Source organism: Arthrobacter sp. 49Tsu3.1M3, from assembly GCF_900168135.1.
In the GTDB taxonomy this organism is placed as follows: Bacteria; Actinomycetota; Actinomycetes; order Actinomycetales; family Micrococcaceae; genus Arthrobacter.
In genome coordinates this window covers 40,639-60,103 of the sequence record NZ_FUZD01000003.1, presented here as the reverse complement: position 1 = coordinate 60,103, position 19,465 = coordinate 40,639, and the positions used below count along the sequence as shown (strand labels likewise).

The following is a 19,465-nucleotide window of genomic DNA, read 5'->3' as shown; positions in this document are numbered from 1 at the left end:
TTCAGCGACGGGGCTCAGGAGAAGACGGGCTCCGTGGCGGCCTTGCGCGAGGCAAAGGAGCCCAGCACTCCGGTCTTCGCCAGGCCGCGGGTGGCGAGCCAGGCCAGTCCGCCGGCAATCACTGCGCCGGAGATCGTGGTGAAGACGATGTAGGCGAGCTTGTCGCCGGCTTCGTAGGCGATGTTCCAGCCCCACGGCAGGAAGGAATCGTTCAGGCCGCAGAAGAGGCCCGCGCCAACGCCGGCCAGCAAGGACACGGGCAGGTTGAACTTCTTGTAGAGGAACGCCGCGAAGACAAGTTCGGCGCCGAGGCCCTGCAGGATGCCGGAGATCAGCACCGTGGTGCCGTACTGCGAACCCATGATCAGCTCGCCGGTGGCAGCGACGGTTTCGCAGAAGAGCGCGGCGCCCGGCTTGCGGATGATGAGCATGCCCAGCACCGCCGGGATCATCCAGCCCCCGGCGTAGAGTCCGCTCAACGGCGGGTAGACCGCGTTGACCGGAGTCGAGATCAGGTTCGCGCCCTGGGACCAGGCCCAGAAGATGACGCCGCCGGCAACGGCGATCAACGCGGCCACCACAATGTCCACCACGCGCCAGCTGTAATTGCGCCGGGCGGCTGAACGGCTGGCCGAACCATGCTGTGCTGAAATATCTGTCATGTCGTCCTCCTGAGGAACAGGAGGGGAGGGTGCTCCGGCCGGTCTCGGCTTCCGCCGCCCTCCGCGCACCCTGAGAACTCGACTCCCTTGCGCCGGTACTAACCGGATCAGGTTCGAGGGTCTGCGGCTGTCCGCACTCTCAGCGCCCACCAAAGGTTTCCCCGGATTGTTCCGGCGATGCCCGACGGCGGCGCTCCCCTGTCGTGATTATTTTCGCCCTTGTGGGCTGGCTTAGTTTACACCCGGACGGCCGGGTTTTCAGTGCTGTGCCGTCACAATCGTGGACCGGACGGCGGCGGTCCCGGCGGCCGGGAAAACCCTCTTGGTAGAGTCGTCGTGCCGGACCCCCGGACCCGCCAGCGGGCGGCCTCGTCACCCACCGGAAAGCTGGAATATTTTGTCGCACACACCGGTCACCCAAGATCCCTCCGGGGAATACGATCCCGACTCGAGTGAGCCGCAGCCTCAGGGTTCCCTGGCGGCGCTCATCGGCCGCGTGCTGGCCGAGATGGAGGCGCTCCAGTTCGCGTCGTTCAGCAAGGATGACGCCCTGGACCTCGGGCTCCTCCTTGTCGAGCTGGGCAGGCAACGCTCGCTGCCCATCGCCGTCGACATCACCAAAGGCGAGCAGGTGCTCTTCCACGCCGCGCTGGACGGCGCCACACCGGACAATGAGCGCTGGATCAACGCCAAGAAGCGCACAGCCATGCGCTATGAGGTCCCGTCCCTGCTGGTGGGCCTCCGGGCCCGCGCTGCCGGCGGAAGGATCGAGGACAACGCCTGGTGGGATCAGTCGGAGTTCGCCGCCCACGGCGGGGCGTTCCCCATTTACGTGCGCGGCACGGGCGCCGTCGCCGTCGTCACCGTCTCCGGCCTGCCCCAGAAGGCGGATCACGAACTCGTGGTCGAGGCCCTGCGGATGGTCCTCACCCCGGAACGCTAGGCTAGGGGAAAACCGTTCCCGTCCCAAGGAGACCGAAGAATGAACATCCTCATCAAGCTGCTCGGCACCGGCGTCAGCCTCCTGGCAGGCTTTGCCGGCACCAAGCTGGTGGACACCATGTGGGAAAAGTCCACGGGCAACAAGCCCCCCAAGGGCCAGGAGGACGACGTTCCCACCACCCTGCGCTCGGCCCTGACGTTCGCCCTGATCTCCGCATCGGTCAGCGCCATCATCCAGGTGCTCGCCAACCGCGGCACCCAGCGCGCGATCACCCGCTTCGCCAAGACCCAGGACATCGTCTGACCGGAGCCGATTAGCCGCGGCGCATGCCGCGGCAGTCGAAGGCCGCGGCCGCGCCCGCCGATGTGCCGGCCGGGCCGGCCGGGCCGAGCACGGGGCTCAGCGGTCGTCGTCTTCCGTTCCCTGCGTGGCCGCCTGCCGGGCGGCCTTTTGGACTACCGCCTCGAGCTCGTCGGAGCTCAATAGCTCCGGGTGCAGGTGCTTGGTCCGGTAGCCGGCCCGGCCCACCATGTGGGCGGACACGGGGACGGTGAGCAGCTGGAAGAGCCAGGCCACCAGCAGGACGGGCCAGACCGACCAGGTGCGCATCTGCAGGCCGAGGGCCGCCAGCAGCAGGAACAGGCCGAGGACCTGCGGTTTAGTGGCCGCGTGCATCCTGCTCATGAGGTCCGGGAAGCGCAGCAGCCCGATGGCGGCCGCGAGGGACATCAGGGCTCCGGTCACCATGAACACGGCGGAGACGGCGTCGATCACTGTGTCAGGATTCACGGACGCCCTCCCGCCTGTCGGCCACGAACCGGGCCACGGTGACCGAGCCGACGAAGCCGATCAGGGAAATCGCCACGAGCAGCATCATGTTGTTCAGGTGCCGGTTGGCGGCCATGTCGATGCACAGGGCCGCGCCGAAGATGGCCAGCAGCACGTCGGCGGCCAGAACCCGGTCCAGCAGCGAGGGCCCCCGCGCGATCCGCACGATCGCCCCCGCGGCGGCCAGGGACAGTACGACGGCGGTCACCGTCAGGACGGTCTGCATCATGCGGAGGTCTCCTGTGTCAGGGCGGAAAGTTCGGCTTCGGTCCCCATGATCCGGATCAGCCCGGCCTCGGTGTCCCGGACCTCTTTGCGCAGCTTGGCCGCGTCCTCGGCATTGCGGACGTTGATGCCGTGGATGTAAAGCGTGGACGTCGACCTGTCCACCTCCACCACCAGGGACCCGGGAATCAGCGAGATCACGTGCCCGGTGGCCGTGACCAGGAGGTCCGAATGGCTTCGGAGCGGCACGGCCACGACCGCGCTGACCACGTTGGGGCCGCGAACCACGGCCAGGTACAGGACCTGGAAGCTGGCCGCGACGACTTTCCCGAGGAAGATGAGGGCGAACGGCACGGCGCGGAGCACGTTGAAGCGGCCGCCGAGTTCCACCGGGGGCAGATAGAAAATGCGCGCCACGAGCACCGCGATGAGGGCGCCGAAGAGGAGATTGCCCGGGCTGAAGTTCTGCCAGAGTGCGCCCCAGACAAAGACGAGCCATACCAGCAGGGGCAGTTCCTGGCGCAGCGAGATCCTCTTCCGGTTCATTTCCCGCCGCCCTCCCGGACCTGCACCGGATGGAACGCTGGGGGCACCGGCGGTACGGGCACGTCCTGGCCGAGCACGGCATGGATGTAGGGGGTCCGGTCCAGCATCTCCTCGGCGGACTGGTCGGCCACCCTGAACAGCGGCCCGGCAAAGACCGTCAGGGCCACGCCAAAGACCACCAGGCCCAGGGTGGAGCCCACCATGGTGCGGGGCAGCAGCGTCACATTTGTCTTGCCGGCCCGGTCACCCGTGGCGGAGTCGGCGGGCGCTGCCAGGAGCACCGGATCGGGGTGTTCGGCGTCCCCGGGCTTGCGCCAGAACGCCCGGTTCCAGACCCTCGCGATCGCCAGCAGGGTCAGCAGGCTCGTCAGCACGCCGCCGATCACCAGGGCGTAGGCCAGCGGCGTCCCCAGTTCCACGCCTGCCTGAAGCAGCCCCAGCTTGCCCAGGAAACCCGAGAACGGCGGGATTCCGGCGAGGTTCATGGCGGGAATGAAGAACAGGACCCCCAAGACCGGGGAGAGCTTGGCCAGTCCCGCCACGCGGTCCATGGACGAGCTGCCCCCACGGCGTTCAATCAGGCCGGTCACCAGGAACAGGCTGGTCTGGACAGTGATGTGGTGGGCCACGTAGAACACCGCGGCGCCCAGCCCGGCCACCGTGGACATGGCCAGGCCGAACACCATGTAGCCGATATGGCTGACCAGGGTGAAGGACAGGAGCCTCTTGATGTCACTTTGGGCCAGGGCGCCGAGGATGCCCACCACCATGGTCAGCAGCGCCGCGACCATGAGCGGGGCGTTGAGCGCATCCCCCGGGAAAAGCAGCGTTTCCGTGCGGACCATCGCATAGACGCCAACCTTGGTCAGCAGCCCGGCAAACACTGCGGTGACCGGTGCCGGGGCGGTGGGGTAGGAGTCAGGGAGCCAGAAGGACAGCGGGAAGACGGCGGCCTTGATGCCGAAGGCCACCAGCAGCATGACGTGCAGCAGCGTCCGGGTGCCCTGGTCGAGGTCGCCGAGTTTGATGGCGAGGTCCGCCATGTTGATGGTTCCGGTGGCGCCGTAGATCATGGCGATCGAGATCAGGAACAGCACCGAGGACACGACGGAGACCACCACGTAGGTCACGCCGGCCCGGATGCGTGGGCCCGTCCCGCCGAGGGTGATGAGCACGTAGCTGGCCGTCAGCAGGATCTCGAAGCCGACGTAGAGGTTGAAGAGGTCTCCGGTGAGGAAGGCGTTGGACACCCCGGCCACGAGGATCAGGTAGGTCGGGTGGAAGATCGAGACCGGTGCGTCGCGGTCGCCGTCGGCCATGCCCTGTCCCGTTGCGTAGATCAGCACCGCAAGGCTCACGGCCGAGGACACGACAAGCATGAGGGAGGAGAACTGGTCCACCACCAGCACGACGCCCCAGGGCGGCAGCCAGCCACCGATGTTCACCGCGGCCGTCCCGCCATCCCAGACGGAGGCCAGCAGCCAGCATTCCAGGAGCAGTGTCAGCGTCAGCACGGCGATGCTGACCGCGCGCTGCACCCGGGGGTGATGGATGAGAAGGAAGGTCAGGGCGGCGCCCAGGATGGGGAGTACGACGGCGAGCGGGGCAAGGCTGGTGACGTTCACTTTCCGCCTCCTTCCGGGCTGGGGTCAACGTTGAGGGAGCCGGGCTGTTCTTCGGACGCGGCCTTGTCGGCCCGCACGGGGCGGTCACCGGACATGACCGTGGCCAGCGGGAACTCCGAAGTCTCGACCGGGATCACGGAGTCGTCCTCGGCATCGAAGCTTGGCGTTTCCGCGACGCGGCGGTCCTCGGCGTCGTCCTGGATTTCATCCTGGCGGGCCAGGACCCAGGTGCGGTAGATGATGCCCAGCATGAACGCCGTGACGGCGAAGGAGATCACGATCGACGTCAGGATCAGCGCCTGCGGCAGGGGGTCGTTGTAGTCTCCCGCCGGGGTGGCCTTGTCGAAGAGCGGCGCCAGGCCGGCGTAGCCGCCGGTGGCGAGGATCAGCAGGTTCGTGGCGTTGGCCAGCAGCATGAGGCCCAGCAGGACCCGGGTGAGGCTGCGTTCGAGGAGCAGGTAGATGCCGCAGGCGTAGAGGGCGCCCATGACCGTCAGCAGGGTCAGGTTGACGCTCATGTTCTCCCCTTGGCAGTGGTTTCCGCGTCGGCGGACTCGTCGGCGGACCCGGCGGGGACTCCGCCCGGGAATCCTCCGTTGTCCTGGTCTTCGGCGGGCCCCTCTTCGGACGTCTCGGGTTGTTCTTCGAAGTGCTCGTCGATCTCCGCGCCGAGGCTGCGCAGCACGTCCAGGGCCAGTCCGACGACCACGACGTAGACACCGATGTCGAAGATGGTCGAGGTGACGAACTTGATGTCGCCGAAGACGGGCAGCCACAGTTCCACGATGGCGCTCTGGAACACTTCGCCGCCCAGCAGCAGCGGGGTCATTCCGGCGGCAGCCGCCGTGGCCAGTCCGATCCCCAGCAGGGTGCCGGCGCCGGCGGGTGTCGCTTCGCGGAGTTCGAAGCGGCCGCCGGCCAGGTAACGGATGGTCAGGGCGAGGCCGGCGGTGAGGCCGCCGGCGAAGCCGCCGCCGGGCAGGTTGTGGCCGGCGAGGAGCAGATAGATCGAGAACACGATCATCGAGTGGAAGATGAGGCGGGTGACCACCTCGAAAATGATCGAGCGGCGTTCGGGGGCTAACGTCCGGCCGGCCACGAGCCAGGCGTCGCGTGTGGCGGCGGCGAACCGCCGGTTCATTGCCAGGGCGGCGTCTTCCCGGGTGCTGCCCCTGGCCCCGGTCCGCCGGCCCACGGTCCCTTCCGCGACGCTCGCGGAGGTCCGGATGCGGTCGCCGCGGCCGCGGACGAAGATGAGGCTGGCCACGCCGGTGGCGGCCAGGGCCAGGACGGAGATCTCGCCAAAGGTGTCCCAGGCCCGGATGTCCACCAGGGTCACGTTGACGACGTTGAGGCCGCCACCGCCCTCGTAGGCCAGTTGCGGGAACTGCAGGGAGACCGGCGGCGCCACCCGGGCGCCGAGGGCGTGGATGGCCACGAAAATCATGGTGACGCCGAATGCCAGGCCGATCACCACGCGGATGACCCGGTACTTGCCGCCGGTGCGGTCCCGCAGCCCGGGCGGAAGGCTCCGCATGGCCAGCACGAACGCCACCAGGATCATGGTTTCGACCAGCATCTGGGTCAGGGCGAGGTCCGGGGCTCCCTGCAGGGCGAACATCATGGCAATCCCGTAGCCGGTGACGGACACCATCAGTACGGCCAGGAACCGTTTGTTGGCGCGCACCGCGGCCAGCGCCCCGATCACGATTCCGGCGCCCGCCACCAACTGCAGCGGCGAGCCGGGATCGATGACATAGAGGCCGGGCGGCAGCGGTTTGTTAGCCAGCAGCAGCGCCGTCAGCGGCAGGACGAAGGCCACTGTCAGGATGACGGACAGGTAGAAGAAGAGCGAACCTCGCTGGGTCCGGCCGGTGATCCATACCGCGGTGTCGTCCAGGGCGCCGATCGTTTGCTGGTAGGCGCGGTCGCTGTCGATCCAGCCCGGCACCAGCGCCTGCAGCCGGGCCACGGTATTGCGGCCGTAGAACATGACCAGGCCCAGGACGAACGTCACCGCCGTCAGGCCCAGGGCCGGGGTGATGCCGTGCCACAGCGCCAGGTGCCCGGGCGGGGCCTCGGAGCCGTGCACAAAAAGTTCCGCGTAGGGCTGGATCCAGGCGTCAACGGGGGCCGGCCACAGACCGTAAAGGATGGTGAGGAGGCTCAGGATCGCCGGTGCGGCGAGGAAGGCCGGTTTGACCGGCTTGAAGGCCGTGGGCTCAACGCCGGGCTTGAGGGCGAAGGCTCCCCACATGAACCGGGCGCTGTAGGCGAAGGTCAGGATGGAGCCCAGGACCACACCGGCCAGGAGCCAGGGCCCGGTCCCGGTCTCCGACTTGTACTGGAGGAAGGCCTCGAACACCGATTCCTTGGCGACGAAGCCGGCCAGCGGGGGCACGCCCGCCATCGAGGCCGCGCCGATCGCCGCCACGACCGCCAGTGCCCTGGCCGATCCGTAGACGCCGGAGAGCTCGCGGATGTCCCGGGTCCCGGACTGGTGGTCGATGATGCCCACCACTAGGAAGAGCGTGGCCTTGAACAGCCCGTGCGCCAGGAGCAGGGCTATTCCGGCGAGTGCCGCGTCGGGGGTGCCGAGGCCCACCACCATGGTCATGAAGCCCAGCTGGCTCACGGTGCCATAGGCGAGGATGAGCTTGATGTCTGTCTGCCGGAGGGCCCGGTAGCCGCCCACCAGCATGGTGGCCAGGCCCAGGCCGAGCACAATCGGCAGCCACGACGCGGTGTCCGCGAATCCGGGGGCCAGCCGGGCCACCAGGTAGATCCCGGCCTTCACCATGGCCGCGGCGTGCAGATAGGCGCTCACGGGGGTGGGGGCAGCCATTGCGCCGGGGAGCCAGAAGTGGAACGGCACCAGGGCGGATTTGGTGATCGCACCGACCAGGATGAGGACGACGGCGGCGTTCACGACCCCGCCTGCGGGGCCGGCGACCAGGGTGGGGGCCAGGTCCATGATGGCCTGGATCCGGTAGGTTCCGGCCGTCGAACCGAGCATGATGAGCCCCACGAGCATGGCCAGGCCGCCGGCGGTGGTCACCACGAGTGCCTGCAACGCCGAGCGCCGCGCGGACAGCCGGGTGCGGGCGTAGCCGATCAGCAGGTAGGACAGCACCGTGGTCAGTTCCCAGAAGATGAACAGCAGCAGAAGGTCATCAGCGGTAACGAGGCCGAACATCGCCCCGGCGAAGGCCAGGAGCTGGGCGCCGAAACCGCCGAGGTAGTCGTCCTTGTCCTTGAAGTAGCGGGCGCAGTAGAGAAGCACCAGCGCACCCACCCCCAGCACCAGCAGGGACATGACCCAGGCCAGGGCGTCCATCCGGAAGGCGAGGTCGAGCTGCAGCCCGGGAATCCAGGGGATGACTTCGGTAATCGCCCCGTCAGAACCTGAATAGACTGCGTCGTGCTGCAGCAGCAGCCAGATAAAGGAGGCCGCGGGGACCGCGGCCAGGGCGAAGAACGAATTCCTGCCAAACTTTCGGAACAGCAGCGGGGCCACAGCAGCCACCGCAAAGTGCACGGCAAGGACTGTGATCACTGGTATCTCCGCAACGTCAGAAAGTCGATTGTCAGCAAGTTGGAGCAGGCGGGTCATTTGTTAGGTTCGGTGCCGTCAGTTTACCAAGCGTGTACAAATTCTTTTGGCCGGGACACCGGCCGCTGAACAATTCAACGCAAATGTGAAGCCGGGGCTAAACCCTGCCTCGCAAAACCCCCTGCCGCTCCCCCTCGGAGGACGCCCGGGGCGGCTACGATTCTGGCTATGAACACTGCCGCCGCCCCAGAGGCCATGCGCCCCTCGGAACTGGAATCGGGAAGTCCCGTCCCGCACCGGGGCCGGATCCTCGCGTGGGCCTCGTGGGACTGGGGTTCGTCAGCCTTCAACGCCGTCATGACAACGTTCGTTTTCACCGTTTACCTGACCTCCAAGGCCTTCGGCGGGGAAGACAAGGCCTCGGCCGTCCTGGGCGCCGCGCTGGCCGTCGCCGGTGTGGCCGTGGCCCTCCTGGCCCCGGTCACCGGGCAGCGCTCGGACACGGGCGGCCGGCGGAAGCTGTGGCTGGGGGTCAACACGGCCGCCGTCGTCGTCCTGACCGGGCTGTGTTTCTTTGTCTTCCCGCGGCCGGACTACCTGGTCCTGGGCGTCACGCTCATAGCGCTGGGCAACGTCTTCTTCGAGTTTGCCGGGGTCAACTACAACGCCATGCTCACCCAGATCTCCACCCCGCGGAACATCGGCAAAGTGAGCGGCTTCGGCTGGGGCATGGGGTATCTCGGCGGCATCGTGGCGCTGCTGGTTGTGCTCCAGCTTTTTGTCCAGCCCAGCGTTAACTGGTTTGGCGCCTCCACCGCGGACAGCCTGAACATCCGGCTGGTGGCGGTGTTTTCGGCCCTGTGGTTCCTCGTTTTTGCCCTGCCCGTGCTGTTCACGGTCCCGGAGCTGCCGCGCTCGGACCGGGGCGCCAGCCTGGGGTTCCTCGCCTCCTACGGCCTGCTCGTCCGGCGCATCAAGGCGATCTACCGGACCAGCCCGCACACTATCTACTTCCTCCTCGCAAGCGCCATCTTCCGGGACGGGCTGGCAGCTGTCTTCACCTTCGGCGGGGTGATCGCGGCCGGCACCTTTGGCTTCGAGCTCAAGGACGTCATCTTCTTCGCGATCTTCGGAAATGTCGTGGCGGCCGCCGGCGCCATCCTCGGCGGCTTCCTGGATGACAGGATCGGGCCGAAGACCGTGATAATCGCGTCCCTCGCCGGCCTGCTCGTCGCGGGTACCGCGATCCTGGTCCTCGGCAACGGCAATTACGGGGTCTTTGGCATGGCCTGGGCCGGGACCACCACGTTCTGGGTCTTCGGCCTGCTGTTGTGCCTCTTCGTGGGGCCGGCCCAGTCCTCCTCCCGCGCCTACCTCGCCAGGCTTGCCCCGCACGGCGAATCCGGAGAGCTCTTCGGCCTCTACGCCACGACGGGCCGGGCCGTAAGCTTCCTCGCCCCCGCGCTCTTCACGCTGTGCATCACCGTCGCCGCACCCTTCGTAGCGGAGGGCGAGGCCCAGCGCTGGGGCATCCTCGGCATCATGGTGGTGCTGCTCGTGGGCCTGCTCGTGCTCCTGCCGGTCAAGGCCCCCGACCAGACCGAAATCGCGGTGGTCCCCGAGGCCTGAGGCGGCCGAATCACCGGTTCGCGCACTAGGCTGAGGGTATGAACGTGGATGAGACGGACCTCCCCGGCCTCGGCCGGCGCAAGGACTTCATGACTGCCTCCGGACGCCGGATCGGCGTTGTCGAATACCGCGAGGGCCAGACGGAACTCATCGTCTCGACCTGGGACGATCCTGACACCTGCCAGGCTTCTGTCCCGCTGACAGCGGATGAGGCCGCCGCCCTCGGCAACCTCCTAGGCGGCCAGCGCATCGCCATGCAGCTCTCGGAAGCCCACCGGGAAATCCCGGGTATTGTCACGCGCCAGTTTTCGATCAGCGCTGAGTCACCCTTCCAGAACCAGCCGATGGGGAAGGCGTGCATCCGGACCCGCAGCGGGGTCTCGATCGTGGCCATCATGCGCGAAGGCGAGGTCCTGCCCTCCCCTGGACCCGACGTCGTCCTCCACCCCGGTGACCTCCTCGTTGCGGTGGGCACGCAAGAAGGCCTGGACACAGCGGCCGGCATCCTGCGCAACGGATAAGCCGCATGGATCCGCTTGCGCTGACCCTGATCGAGCTGGGGGCCGTGGTCTTCTGCCTCGGCCTGCTGGCCAGACTGGCCGGGCGGATCGGCATGTCCCCCATCCCGCTCTATCTGGTGGGCGGGCTGTTTTTCGGGGCCGGGGGCTTGGTCAAGCTCGAAGGCATGCACGAGTTCGCGCACCTTTCCGGCGAGATCGGCGTAATTCTTCTGCTGCTTATGCTTGGGCTGGAATATACGGCGTCCGAGCTCGTCACCGGCCTGCGGCGGTCCTGGCAGGCCGGCGTCCTGGACCTGCTGCTCAATTTCCTGCCCGGTGCCGGGCTCGCGGTGATGCTCGGATGGGGCGTCGTGGGGGCCATGGTCATGGGCGGCGTCACCTACATTTCGTCCTCCGGGATCGCCGCCAAGGTCATCACGGATCTTGGCCGGATCGGCAACCGGGAAACTCCGGTGGTGCTGTCCATCCTGGTGTTCGAGGACCTCGCCATGGCCGTATACCTGCCGGTCCTGACCGCCACGCTGGCCGGCGTCAGCATCCTGCTGGGGCTGCAGACGGTGGGGATCTCCCTGGCCGTCGTCAGCCTGGTCCTGGTGGTGGCCCTGCGGCACGGACACCACGTGTCCAAGGCCGTGCACAGCGAAAACTCCGAGGTTTTCCTGCTCAACCTGCTGGGCGCGGCACTTCTGGTCGCGGGGCTCGCGGCCGCCATGCAGGTTTCTGCGGCAGTGGGCGCCTTCATGCTGGGCATCGCGATTTCCGGCGCCACGGCCCACAGCGCCACCCGCGTCCTGGAACCGCTCCGTGACCTCTTCGCGGCCATCTTCTTTGTGGTTTTTGGCCTCAACACCGACCCCCGGTCCATCCCCCCGGTCCTGGGCTGGGCCCTGCTGCTGGCCCTGGTGACGGCAGCCACCAAGATGGTCACCGGCTACTGGGCGGCCAAGCGGGCCGGGATTGGCATTCCCGGCCGCTACCGCGCGGGCGCGGCCCTGATCGCCCGCGGTGAGTTCTCGATTGTCATCGCCGGCCTGGCCGTTGCCTCCGGTGTGGTGCCCGCGGATCTGGCAGCCCTCGCCACCGCCTACGTTCTGATCATGGCGATCGTGGGGCCACTGGCCGCCCGCTTCGTGGAGCCGCTGGTCCGGCTCCTGCGCCGTCCCGCACGGCGGCCCGCATTCCGGACCTCGGGCCCGGCGTAACGCTGCCGCCCGTACGACTCAGCGCGCCGGGTGCCTGGCCAGGAGGCTGGCCTGGCTGCCGGGCGCAGCCGGCTGGCCTGGCTGCCGGGCGCAGCCGGCTTGCCTGGAGGGCAGCCGTCCCGCCTAGATGTCGGTGAGGTGGAAGTTCAGGTGGCTGCGGCTGGCCGTGGGCCCGCGCTGGCCCTGGTAACGGTTGCCGTATTCCCCCGAACCGTACGGGTGCTCCGCGGCGGAGGACAGCCGGAAGAAGCACAGCTGGCCGATCTTCATGCCGGGCCAGAGCTTGATGGGCAGCGTGGCCATGTTGGACAGTTCCAGCGTGACGTGGCCGGAGAATCCGGGATCGATGAAGCCAGCCGTCGAGTGCGTCAGCAGGCCGAGCCGGCCGAGCGAGGACTTGCCCTCGAGGCGGGCCGCGATGTCGTCCGGCAGCGTCACGGTCTCGTACGTGGAACCGAGGACGAACTCCCCCGGGTGCAGGATGAACGGCTCGCCGGACTCAACTTCCACCAGGCGGGTCAGCTCGGGCTGCTCCTCGGCCGGGTCAATGTGGGCGTATTTGTGGTTGTCGAACAGCCGGAAGAACTTGTCGATCCTGACGTCCACCGAGGACGGCTGGACCATGTCGGGGTCAAAGGGTTCGAGGACAATCCGCTGGGAGTCAATTTCGGTTCGAATGTCGCGGTCAGAGATCAGCACAGGTTCAAAAATACCGCACGGCGCCCTGCCCGGCTTCACGGACGGGTGCAGCCGCCAAGTGTTACTCCACCGGGCCGTCTATTCCGTAGCGGGCATATCTTCGAGGAGGGACTTGAGCCGCTCGAGTTGGCCGACCTCGGCCTTCATCCGCCGGCGGAAGGGGTTGGCCAGTCGGACCATGAACCCCCGGGGCTCGTAGTTCAGGGCGAATCGGACGCGGGTGCTGGGACCCTCCGTGCTCAGGTAGTAGCCGCCGTGCGGCCGGGCCGGTCCGACGATGACCTGGTACTGGATCTCCGCCCCCGTCCGGGCTTCGACGATTTCGAAGTCCGCGGCCACGGGTCGTCCGCCCGGTCCGGCGACCGTCTGCCGGTACACGGCACCTTTGGCGCCGGCGGCGCCGGAGTGTAGTTCCACGCTCCGGACCCCCTCACGCCAGAGTGGCAGGTGGCCCGGGTCCAGGAGGAAGTTGTACACGCTCATGGCGTCACGGTGGATGACGACGTCGTACTCTGCGAATGCCACGAAAATCCTTGCTTGGCGGACAACAATGGGCGTAGCCCGCTTCCCCCGAACTCCGGCTAACTCCTTCAGGATATTCAGCGGAGCGAGCAGTGACGCGCGGATTCCAAGGCCTTTACCGAAGAGTTACTGGGCCGACGCAATGGTCCCGAGCCCTCCTAGCCCAGCTTCGTCACGGCGTAATCGTCGAACCGAACGATGATCGGCGTGTTCATGGCGGTGCCCGAGACGTACGTTACGAGCCCCGCGGAACCAGGCGCCTGAAGTGCCGCGTCCGAGTCGGTAGCGGAAATCTGCCAGTTGGCCGGCTCGGCGGCGCCAACTTTCCAGACCTTGGCCCTGATCAGCGTCGGACTGGTTCCCGTGACCTGCAGCCGCACCTGCAACTGGTCGCCCACCGTATAGGCCAGGCCGGCTATCGCCGTCGACACCAGGGTCGAGGACGCTCCGCCGACCAGCCTCGTGGCGTCAAGGGTTACGGCGCCGTTGGCCGCAATCTTGACCTTGGCCGCGTACTCACCAGCAGTGCCGACGCGCCGCCCCACCACGCTGACGAACGCACCTCCGCCGCTGGCCACCTTGTTCAGTGACAGCTTGACGGCAGATTCCGCGGCGGCCGACGAGACGGTGCTCAGGTAGGCGGAGGGACCAGCCCCGGGCTTGGACAGCGTCACGTTGCCCACGCCGTTCGCCACGGAAAAGTACGAGGCCGAGCCGTTCAATGTCCAGGGGCCGCCCTGGTCGGCGCTGCCCCAGCCGGTGACAAGGGACCTTCCGAATCCGTCCTGGGCCAGAACCGGGCTGGCTGCGGCGGTCACGGAGACGGCTTGGGTGACTGAGGCGGTCGCCCCCTTGTCGTCGGTGACCGTCAGCTTGACCTGATAGGTTCCGGCTGCGGCGTAGGTGTGGGCCGGCTTGGCTCCCGAGCCGGCCGCCGTCCCGTCACCGAAGTCCCAAGCGTAGGCCGCGACGGTCCCGTCGGGATCGGACGAGCCGGACCCGTCAAACGAGGCCACCAGGTCGGCAGCCGACGACGTGAACGCTGCCGCGGGCGGCTGATTCGCAGCCGTGACCGTCACCGGCTTCGTCACCGAACCCGTCGAGCCTTTGTCGTCGGTGACCGTCAGCTTGACTTGGTAGGTGCCGGCTGCGGCATACGCGTGGAAAGGGGTCGCACCCGTGCCAGCCGCAGTCCCGTCACCGAAGTCCCAGGCATACGCAGCAACGGTTCCGTCGGGGTCGGTCGAGCCGGACCCGTCAAAGGACGCCACCAGGTCGGCGGACGACGACGTGAACGCTCCCGCGGGGGGCTGGTTGGGGGTGCCGCCGTCGCCGAGGGAAAAGTGGCGGGCCACGACGTCGGCGGCCAATTCGGTGGGGTAGACCGCCACTTCGTCAATGAGGCCAGAGAAGTACGGCTGGGGTCCCCAGGTGTTGTCGCTGCCGACCCTCCAGTACCCGTCGTACACCTGGGCCTGGTTTTGCGGGTTGGTGCCGATAAGGGTCCCATCCACATAGAGCTTCATGCCGCCAGCGGCCTGGGTCGCCACCATGTGGTGCCATGATCCGTCGTTGTAGCTGTTCGGCGAGGTGATGGTATTCGGGTTTCCGGTCCAGACGCCGAACGTCAGCCGGCCGTCCTGCTCCATGTAGACGTGGCGGTCATAGCCGCTGGAAAGGCCTGTCGGCTGGTTGCCGAATCCGATCAGCTTGCCGCCGTTCGTCGTGGTGGTGTTGAACCAGAGCTCTTCCGAATAGGTCGTCGGGTTGCTGAACTGCGCGTTGCTGGACAGGAGCCCGGACGACCCGTCGAAGCGGGCTGCGGTGTTGGCCGTGCCGGCGAGGGCACCGGCGGCGCCCAGAGTCACCCCGGTGACGTAGGTTCCGGGGTTTCCGACGGCGCCGCTGTCGGTCGCGGTTGAGCCGCTGGACTCTCCGAGCCGCCAGTAAAGGTCCGGGGCCGCCTCAAAGACCGCTTTGCCGTAGGCGTCCGCCGGGGCCAGCGGCAGGTCCAACGTCCGTCCCGAGGCGGTGAAGTGGCTCTGGACCTGTTGCAGGGTGAGCAGGCCCGGGTAGAGGGAGACGTCGTCGATGCTTCCCTGGAAGTAGTTGCTGGCGGGCCCGCTGGGCCAACCGCCCAGGTTGTCACCCCCAACGCGCCAGAATCCCGAGTACTGCTGTCCCGAGGTCACATCGGACCGGGTGCCCACCCGCTTCCCGTCAATGTAGAGGGCCATGCCGGTCGATCCGAGGCTGGCGACGATCTGGTGCCATTGACCGTCGTTGTAGGTGCCGCTGCTGCTCAGCGTTCGGGTATCTCCGGTGTAGACGCCGAACCAAACGTGGCCAGCATTGTCCATGTAGACGTGACGGTCGTAGCTTCCGGAATCCCCCGTGGCGTTGGAACCGAAGCCCAGGATTTTGCCGCCGCTGGTGGAGGTGGTGTTGATCCACGATTCCAGAGTGAAGGTGTCCGGTCCGGGAACCGCCGACTGCGTCGAGGCGAAGCCGGCGCCCGTGCCGTCGAAGTTGGACGCCTTGTCCGAATCCTGCAGGATGGCGCCGGTGGCTCCTCCGCTGATCCCGGTGCCAGCCGTGAGGTCGTTCCAGCCGGCCCAGTCGACGACGTTCATGCCGGTCGCCTGGTCCAACCGCCAGTAGTCGAGCGCCCCGTCGGCGAGAACCTTGTTTGCATAGTCACTCACTGTCCCCGATGCGGAGACCGTGACGGTCACACTGTCGGATTTGGCGACGTTCCCGAAGGGGTCGCTGGCGAAGACGCGGTACGTATGGGTCGATCCGGGCGCCAGTCCGGAGTCGATATATCCCATGCTGGGCCGCTTCCAGAAGGTTGAGTCCTGTGCGGTCGTGTAGATCGGCGTCGTCGTCTTGCCGTCGCGGATCACCTGGTAGGTCAAATGCTCGTTGTCCCGGTCCCAGTCGGCCTGCCACGAAATCCGGGCAGTCCCGGCCGCAGTGGAGATCACTGAGGGGTTGAGCCTGGACCCTGTGACCCGCGGGCCTTCCTTGTTCGGGGCGACCTCCTTAACGGCAAATCGGACAAGGCCCTGCTGCGCGGAACTGTTGACATTCCGGAACTCGCCGCCCATCACCACGTACTGGGAGTTTCCGGTGACGGCCCAGGGCCCCTGGTTCTGGCCAGTGGCTGTTCCAGTGTCAAGGTCCGGGAACCAGTTCAGGAGGGAGGGCGCCGGGTTGCCGGCAAAGTTGAAGTATCCGTACGGATCGTCCGTGACCGTCCCCGTCGCTGCCTTGCTGAATGCAAGGCCCCGGTGGAAGCCCCAGGGATCGGTCTGCGGGAAGCCGCCGATGTTGCCGCAATAGTGCGAGTGGCCGGCGGCGTACACGGCCGTGGCTGCGGGGTAGACGCCATAAGTGTCGCCGTGGCAGTCGTCCACCCACTTGATGGATCCATCGCTCCAGTTCGCTGAGAAGACACCTTCCAGGTTTCCCCCTGAGCCGAACACATAGCCCGACCCGTAGACGTTGGTGGAGTCGGAAGCCAGGCTGAGAATGGCAGCCTGGGTGCCTCCGTTGCGTATGAGGTTGTTGGCACCGAACGGGCGTAGGTCACCGTTCGCCGCATCCACGGCGCCCAACCCGTAGCCGGGGTTGGAGGAGCCGTTAAGCGTGGTGAAGGCCCCGCCGATGACCACCCGCGTCTTGTCTGGTGAGACTGCCAGGGCATTGACTTTCCCGCCAGCAGCGGCGGGGCGCCAGGGAAGCAGCGAACCGTCAGCGGGGCTCGCCGCTGCCAGGTTCTGGCGGGACACAGACCCGACTCCCCCGAACAGGCCGCCGAAGTAAACCGCGGTGTCTGTTGCCACGATGGCCCGAACCGAGGACGCGACCTTCGGCAGGAAGCTGGTGATGAGCTGGCCGGTCGTCGCGTTGAGGGCCGCGACGCGCCATACGGTGGCGCCGTTGACAGCCGTAAAGTCCCCGCCGATGTAGATGCGTGACCCGTCGGGGGACGCCGCGACGGAGAGCGCCTGGGCGTTGAGGCTGGGGGCGAAGCCCGGAATCAGGACGCCGGTGCGGATGTCGTAGGCAAGGATGTTGTTCCGGGCCACCGTGTTGGTGCCGGGGGCAGAACCCGCGGGCCGGGCAGTGGTGAATTTGCCGACCACGTAGACGGTGTTTCCAACCACCACCTGCTGCCATGCCACACCGTCGATCTGGACGGTGGGCAGGGCGTCCGCAGAAACGGTGACCGGAGTTGCCGGGCTGGCCGGATCCACGGGCGCGGTATCCGCGGTGGCCGCCGGAGCGGGAAGCACGGCGACCGCGAGCAGCATTGCCAGCGATACACCGAAAACAAACACTCTCCGGCCGACCTGCAGCACGAAGCGCAGAGTCAATTGCCGCGTTTCATTCACTTTTTTACCCCCCGGGACGTATGTATCTGCGTATGAGTGACCAAGCTGAGACCAAAACCAGTGCCGAGGCAGGTGCCGCAGAGCGGCCAGGTCCTGAAGGAAACATCAAGACGCCGTTGCCTGCCACCGTGGCGCAGTCCACCCGCCGACAACGACGGGCGAACCGCCGTCGGCTCCCGGAAATACAAAGAGCGAGACTTTCCAGCAACTGAATTGGCCGTGGTCGTCCCAGTTAAAGGGATGAACCGATGGAAGACACGAGTGGGCGCTACTCTTCATTGGCCCGCGAGCCACTCGTCAAAGGTGGGACGTCCGGCGGACTACTTGCCCGGACTACGCGTTTCTGCAACGGGACTACCGGTTCCCCCGACGCCTAGAAAAATTCGGCTCGGTCCCCCGGCCTGAACCAGCGTGTGGCTGTTCGAAGAAGGCTGCGGACTGGGGTAATGTAAATCTCGTTGTTTCGCACGGGATGATTGGCCGGATGCCGGTTGCTCCCACTGCGGCTGTAGCTCAATGGTAGAGCGCTAGCTTCCCAAGCTTGATACGCGGGTTCGATTCCCGTCAGCCGCTCCAATTGCCCCCGCTCCCGCGTTTCCGCAGCGCTGACGGCTTTACGCCACGAAGAAGGACGGCTGCGCCGCGGATCCACAGTGCCGCAGTCCGAAACCGCCGCGGCAAACCCTGCGCGCCCGGATGTTCCCCGGGCTCCCATTAGGTTGCTACCTGTATCGTCTGAAGTCAGGAACCTCTTCGGTTCCGCTACAGGAGCAATCATGGCTGACAAATCCCCCCGTCAAGCAGCATCCAAAAAATCCGGCAAATCCATCAAGGAAAAGCGCGCTGACAAGAGGGCCGCTTCAGCGCCGGCCAGCTCCCTCGATAAAGTGACCGCCGCAAAGACGGCGAGCCCCAAAAAGAAGTGACCGGTTCACCGAATTACCTCACGCTCGGCATCCTCGCCGGCACACGCAAACCGGACGAGCGGCGCCTCCCGATCCACCCCCTGCACCTGGACCGCATCGCGCCGGAGATCCGGGGCCGGTTGATCCTCGAGGAAGGCTACGGGTTGCGCTTCGGCCGGTCCGACGCCGAGCTCGCACCCCTCGTGGGGCGCATCGCGCCGCGACAGCAGCTGCTGGCGGACGCCGACGTCGTCCTCCTGCCCAAGCCGCAGCCCGAGGACCTGGCCGAACTCCGGGACGGGCAGGTCCTTTGGGGCTGGCCGCACTGCGTCCAGGACCGGGCGATTACCCAGCTGGCGATCGACAAGAAACTCACGCTGATCGCCTTCGAGGCCATGAACCACTGGGCCGGCGACGGCGGCTTCGGCCTGCATGTCTTCCACAAGAACAACGAGCTCGCCGGCTACTGTTCGGTGCTGCATGCCCTGGCGCTGACCGGTTCCACCGGAGACTACGGCCGCCGGCTGAGCGCCGTCGTGATCGGCTTCGGGGCCACCGCCCGCGGCGCCGTAACGGCGCTGAATGCCCACGGTGTCCACGACGTGCAGGTGCTGACCAACCGCGGTGTTGCCGCGGTGGGCTCGCCCATCCACTCGGTCCGGATCGCGCAGTTCGACCACGACAGCGAGGCGCCGTTCCTGAGCGAGGTCATCACCGAGCGCGGGCGCGTGCCGCTGGCGCCGTTTCTGGCCGCGAGCGACATCGTGGTCAACTGCACGCTGCAGGACCCCAACGCGCCGCTGACCTACCTGCGCACCGAGGACCTGGCCGCCTTCCGGCCCGGCAGCCTGGTCGTCGACGTGTCCTGCGACGAGGGCATGGGCTTTAGCTGGGCGAAGACCACCACCTTCGCCGAGCCGATGTTCAAGGTCGGGGAGCACATCGACTACTACGCCGTGGACCACAGCCCGTCCTATCTGTGGAATTCGGCCAGCTGGGAAATCAGCGAGGCGCTGCTGCCGTTCCTCGAGACCGTGGTGTCCGGCCCCGACGCCTGGGCGGGAAACGAGACCATCCGCCGCGCGATTGAAATCCGCGACGGCGTGGTCCTCAACCCGGATGTGCTGCAGTTCCAGCAGCGGGAGGCCGAGTTCCCGCACCGCCCCCTGGCGGTCTAGTACCGCCAACTCGCCCCCGGGTTTCCG

17 protein-coding genes, 1 tRNA gene and 1 riboswitch are annotated in these 19,465 nt (G+C 67.1%); of the genes, 8 read left to right on the top strand and 10 right to left on the bottom strand.

Annotated elements, in window-relative coordinates; all coding sequences use genetic code 11:
- Positions 1–14: 14 nt before the first annotated feature.
- Positions 15–662: an ECF transporter S component gene (locus B5X90_RS05360; RefSeq protein ID WP_079550672.1), complete on the bottom strand. Its 648-nt coding sequence runs from the start codon at positions 660–662 to the stop codon at positions 15–17.
- Positions 663–728: 66 nt separating this feature from the next.
- Positions 729–872: riboswitch (TPP riboswitch) on the bottom strand.
- Between the two features lie 187 nt (positions 873–1,059).
- On the opposite strand from B5X90_RS05360, the gene B5X90_RS05355 reads away from it, so the two are divergent.
- A complete protein-coding gene (locus B5X90_RS05355; protein ID WP_079550669.1) occupies positions 1,060–1,605 on the top strand; it encodes a heme-degrading domain-containing protein in 546 nt (181 codons plus the stop codon).
- A gap of 39 nt (positions 1,606–1,644) precedes the next feature.
- Entirely contained in the window at positions 1,645–1,908 is a 264-nt protein-coding gene (locus tag B5X90_RS05350) for a DUF4235 domain-containing protein (RefSeq protein WP_018774045.1), read from the top strand.
- A 96-nt stretch (positions 1,909–2,004) separates the two neighbouring features.
- Here the strand turns inward: B5X90_RS05350 and mnhG are convergent, their stop codons facing one another.
- Genes mnhG through B5X90_RS05320 form a run of 6 tightly spaced genes read right to left on the bottom strand, consistent with a single transcriptional unit; the run spans position 2,005 to position 8,385 of the window.
- A complete protein-coding gene (mnhG, locus tag B5X90_RS05345; RefSeq protein ID WP_372702873.1) occupies positions 2,005–2,352 on the bottom strand; it encodes a monovalent cation/H(+) antiporter subunit G in 348 nt (115 codons plus the stop codon).
- Positions 2,353–2,383: 31 nt separating this feature from the next.
- On the bottom strand, positions 2,384–2,662 hold the full coding sequence (locus tag B5X90_RS05340) for a monovalent cation/H+ antiporter complex subunit F (protein ID WP_079550663.1): 279 nt from the start codon (positions 2,660–2,662) through the stop codon (positions 2,384–2,386).
- Positions 2,659–3,204, bottom strand: coding sequence for a Na+/H+ antiporter subunit E (locus B5X90_RS05335; RefSeq protein WP_079550659.1), 546 nt, complete (start codon positions 3,202–3,204; stop codon positions 2,659–2,661). The genes B5X90_RS05340 and B5X90_RS05335 overlap by 4 nt, the downstream gene beginning before the upstream one ends.
- Positions 3,201–4,829 carry a Na+/H+ antiporter subunit D gene (locus B5X90_RS05330; RefSeq protein WP_079550657.1) on the bottom strand — a complete coding sequence of 543 codons (1,629 nt, stop codon included), beginning with the start codon at positions 4,827–4,829 and terminating at the stop codon, positions 3,201–3,203. The genes B5X90_RS05335 and B5X90_RS05330 overlap by 4 nt, the downstream gene beginning before the upstream one ends.
- Complete coding sequence (locus B5X90_RS05325; RefSeq protein WP_079550654.1) at positions 4,826–5,347, bottom strand: Na(+)/H(+) antiporter subunit C; 522 nt, start codon at positions 5,345–5,347, stop codon at positions 4,826–4,828. Before B5X90_RS05325 ends, B5X90_RS05330 begins: the two co-directional genes overlap by 4 nt.
- Positions 5,344–8,385 carry a Na+/H+ antiporter subunit A gene (locus B5X90_RS05320; protein WP_079550651.1) on the bottom strand — a complete coding sequence of 1,014 codons (3,042 nt, stop codon included), beginning with the start codon at positions 8,383–8,385 and terminating at the stop codon, positions 5,344–5,346. Before B5X90_RS05320 ends, B5X90_RS05325 begins: the two co-directional genes overlap by 4 nt.
- 225 nt (positions 8,386–8,610) lie before the next feature.
- Here B5X90_RS05320 and B5X90_RS05315 point away from each other — a divergent pair, with 225 nt between their 5' ends.
- The 3 genes from B5X90_RS05315 to B5X90_RS05305 are packed head-to-tail and all read left to right on the top strand — an operon-like array spanning position 8,611 to position 11,734.
- A complete protein-coding gene (locus B5X90_RS05315) occupies positions 8,611–10,011 on the top strand; it encodes an MFS transporter (RefSeq protein ID WP_079550649.1) in 1,401 nt (466 codons plus the stop codon).
- 38 nt (positions 10,012–10,049) lie between these two features.
- On the top strand, positions 10,050–10,532 hold the full coding sequence (locus B5X90_RS05310; RefSeq protein WP_018774037.1) for a cation:proton antiporter regulatory subunit: 483 nt from the start codon (positions 10,050–10,052) through the stop codon (positions 10,530–10,532).
- A 5-nt stretch (positions 10,533–10,537) separates the two neighbouring features.
- Positions 10,538–11,734 carry a cation:proton antiporter gene (locus B5X90_RS05305; RefSeq protein WP_079550646.1) on the top strand — a complete coding sequence of 399 codons (1,197 nt, stop codon included), beginning with the start codon at positions 10,538–10,540 and terminating at the stop codon, positions 11,732–11,734.
- A gap of 123 nt (positions 11,735–11,857) precedes the next feature.
- Here B5X90_RS05305 and dcd read toward each other — a convergent pair whose 3' ends face one another.
- The 3 genes from dcd to B5X90_RS05290 form a co-directional block, all read right to left on the bottom strand.
- Positions 11,858–12,433 carry a dCTP deaminase gene (gene dcd, locus B5X90_RS05300; RefSeq protein WP_079550644.1) on the bottom strand — a complete coding sequence of 192 codons (576 nt, stop codon included), beginning with the start codon at positions 12,431–12,433 and terminating at the stop codon, positions 11,858–11,860.
- Positions 12,434–12,511: 78 nt separating this feature from the next.
- Positions 12,512–12,958 carry an SRPBCC family protein gene (locus tag B5X90_RS05295; RefSeq protein WP_079550640.1) on the bottom strand — a complete coding sequence of 149 codons (447 nt, stop codon included), beginning with the start codon at positions 12,956–12,958 and terminating at the stop codon, positions 12,512–12,514.
- 155 nt (positions 12,959–13,113) lie between these two features.
- Positions 13,114–17,337 (bottom strand): PKD domain-containing protein, encoded by a 4,224-nt coding sequence (locus B5X90_RS05290; RefSeq protein ID WP_143264661.1) that lies wholly within the window; start codon positions 17,335–17,337, stop codon positions 13,114–13,116.
- A 520-nt stretch (positions 17,338–17,857) separates the two neighbouring features.
- On the opposite strand from B5X90_RS05290, the gene B5X90_RS05285 reads away from it, so the two are divergent.
- The 3 genes from B5X90_RS05285 (at position 17,858) to B5X90_RS05280 (ending at position 19,438) form a co-directional block, all read left to right on the top strand.
- Positions 17,858–17,931, top strand: a tRNA-Gly gene (locus B5X90_RS05285).
- Positions 17,932–18,131: 200 nt separating this feature from the next.
- Positions 18,132–18,281 carry a hypothetical protein gene (locus tag B5X90_RS21220; RefSeq protein ID WP_018774018.1) on the top strand — a complete coding sequence of 50 codons (150 nt, stop codon included), beginning with the start codon at positions 18,132–18,134 and terminating at the stop codon, positions 18,279–18,281.
- Positions 18,278–19,438 carry a N(5)-(carboxyethyl)ornithine synthase gene (locus tag B5X90_RS05280; RefSeq protein ID WP_079550637.1) on the top strand — a complete coding sequence of 387 codons (1,161 nt, stop codon included), beginning with the start codon at positions 18,278–18,280 and terminating at the stop codon, positions 19,436–19,438. Before B5X90_RS21220 ends, B5X90_RS05280 begins: the two co-directional genes overlap by 4 nt.
- Positions 19,439–19,465 lie beyond the last annotated feature (27 nt).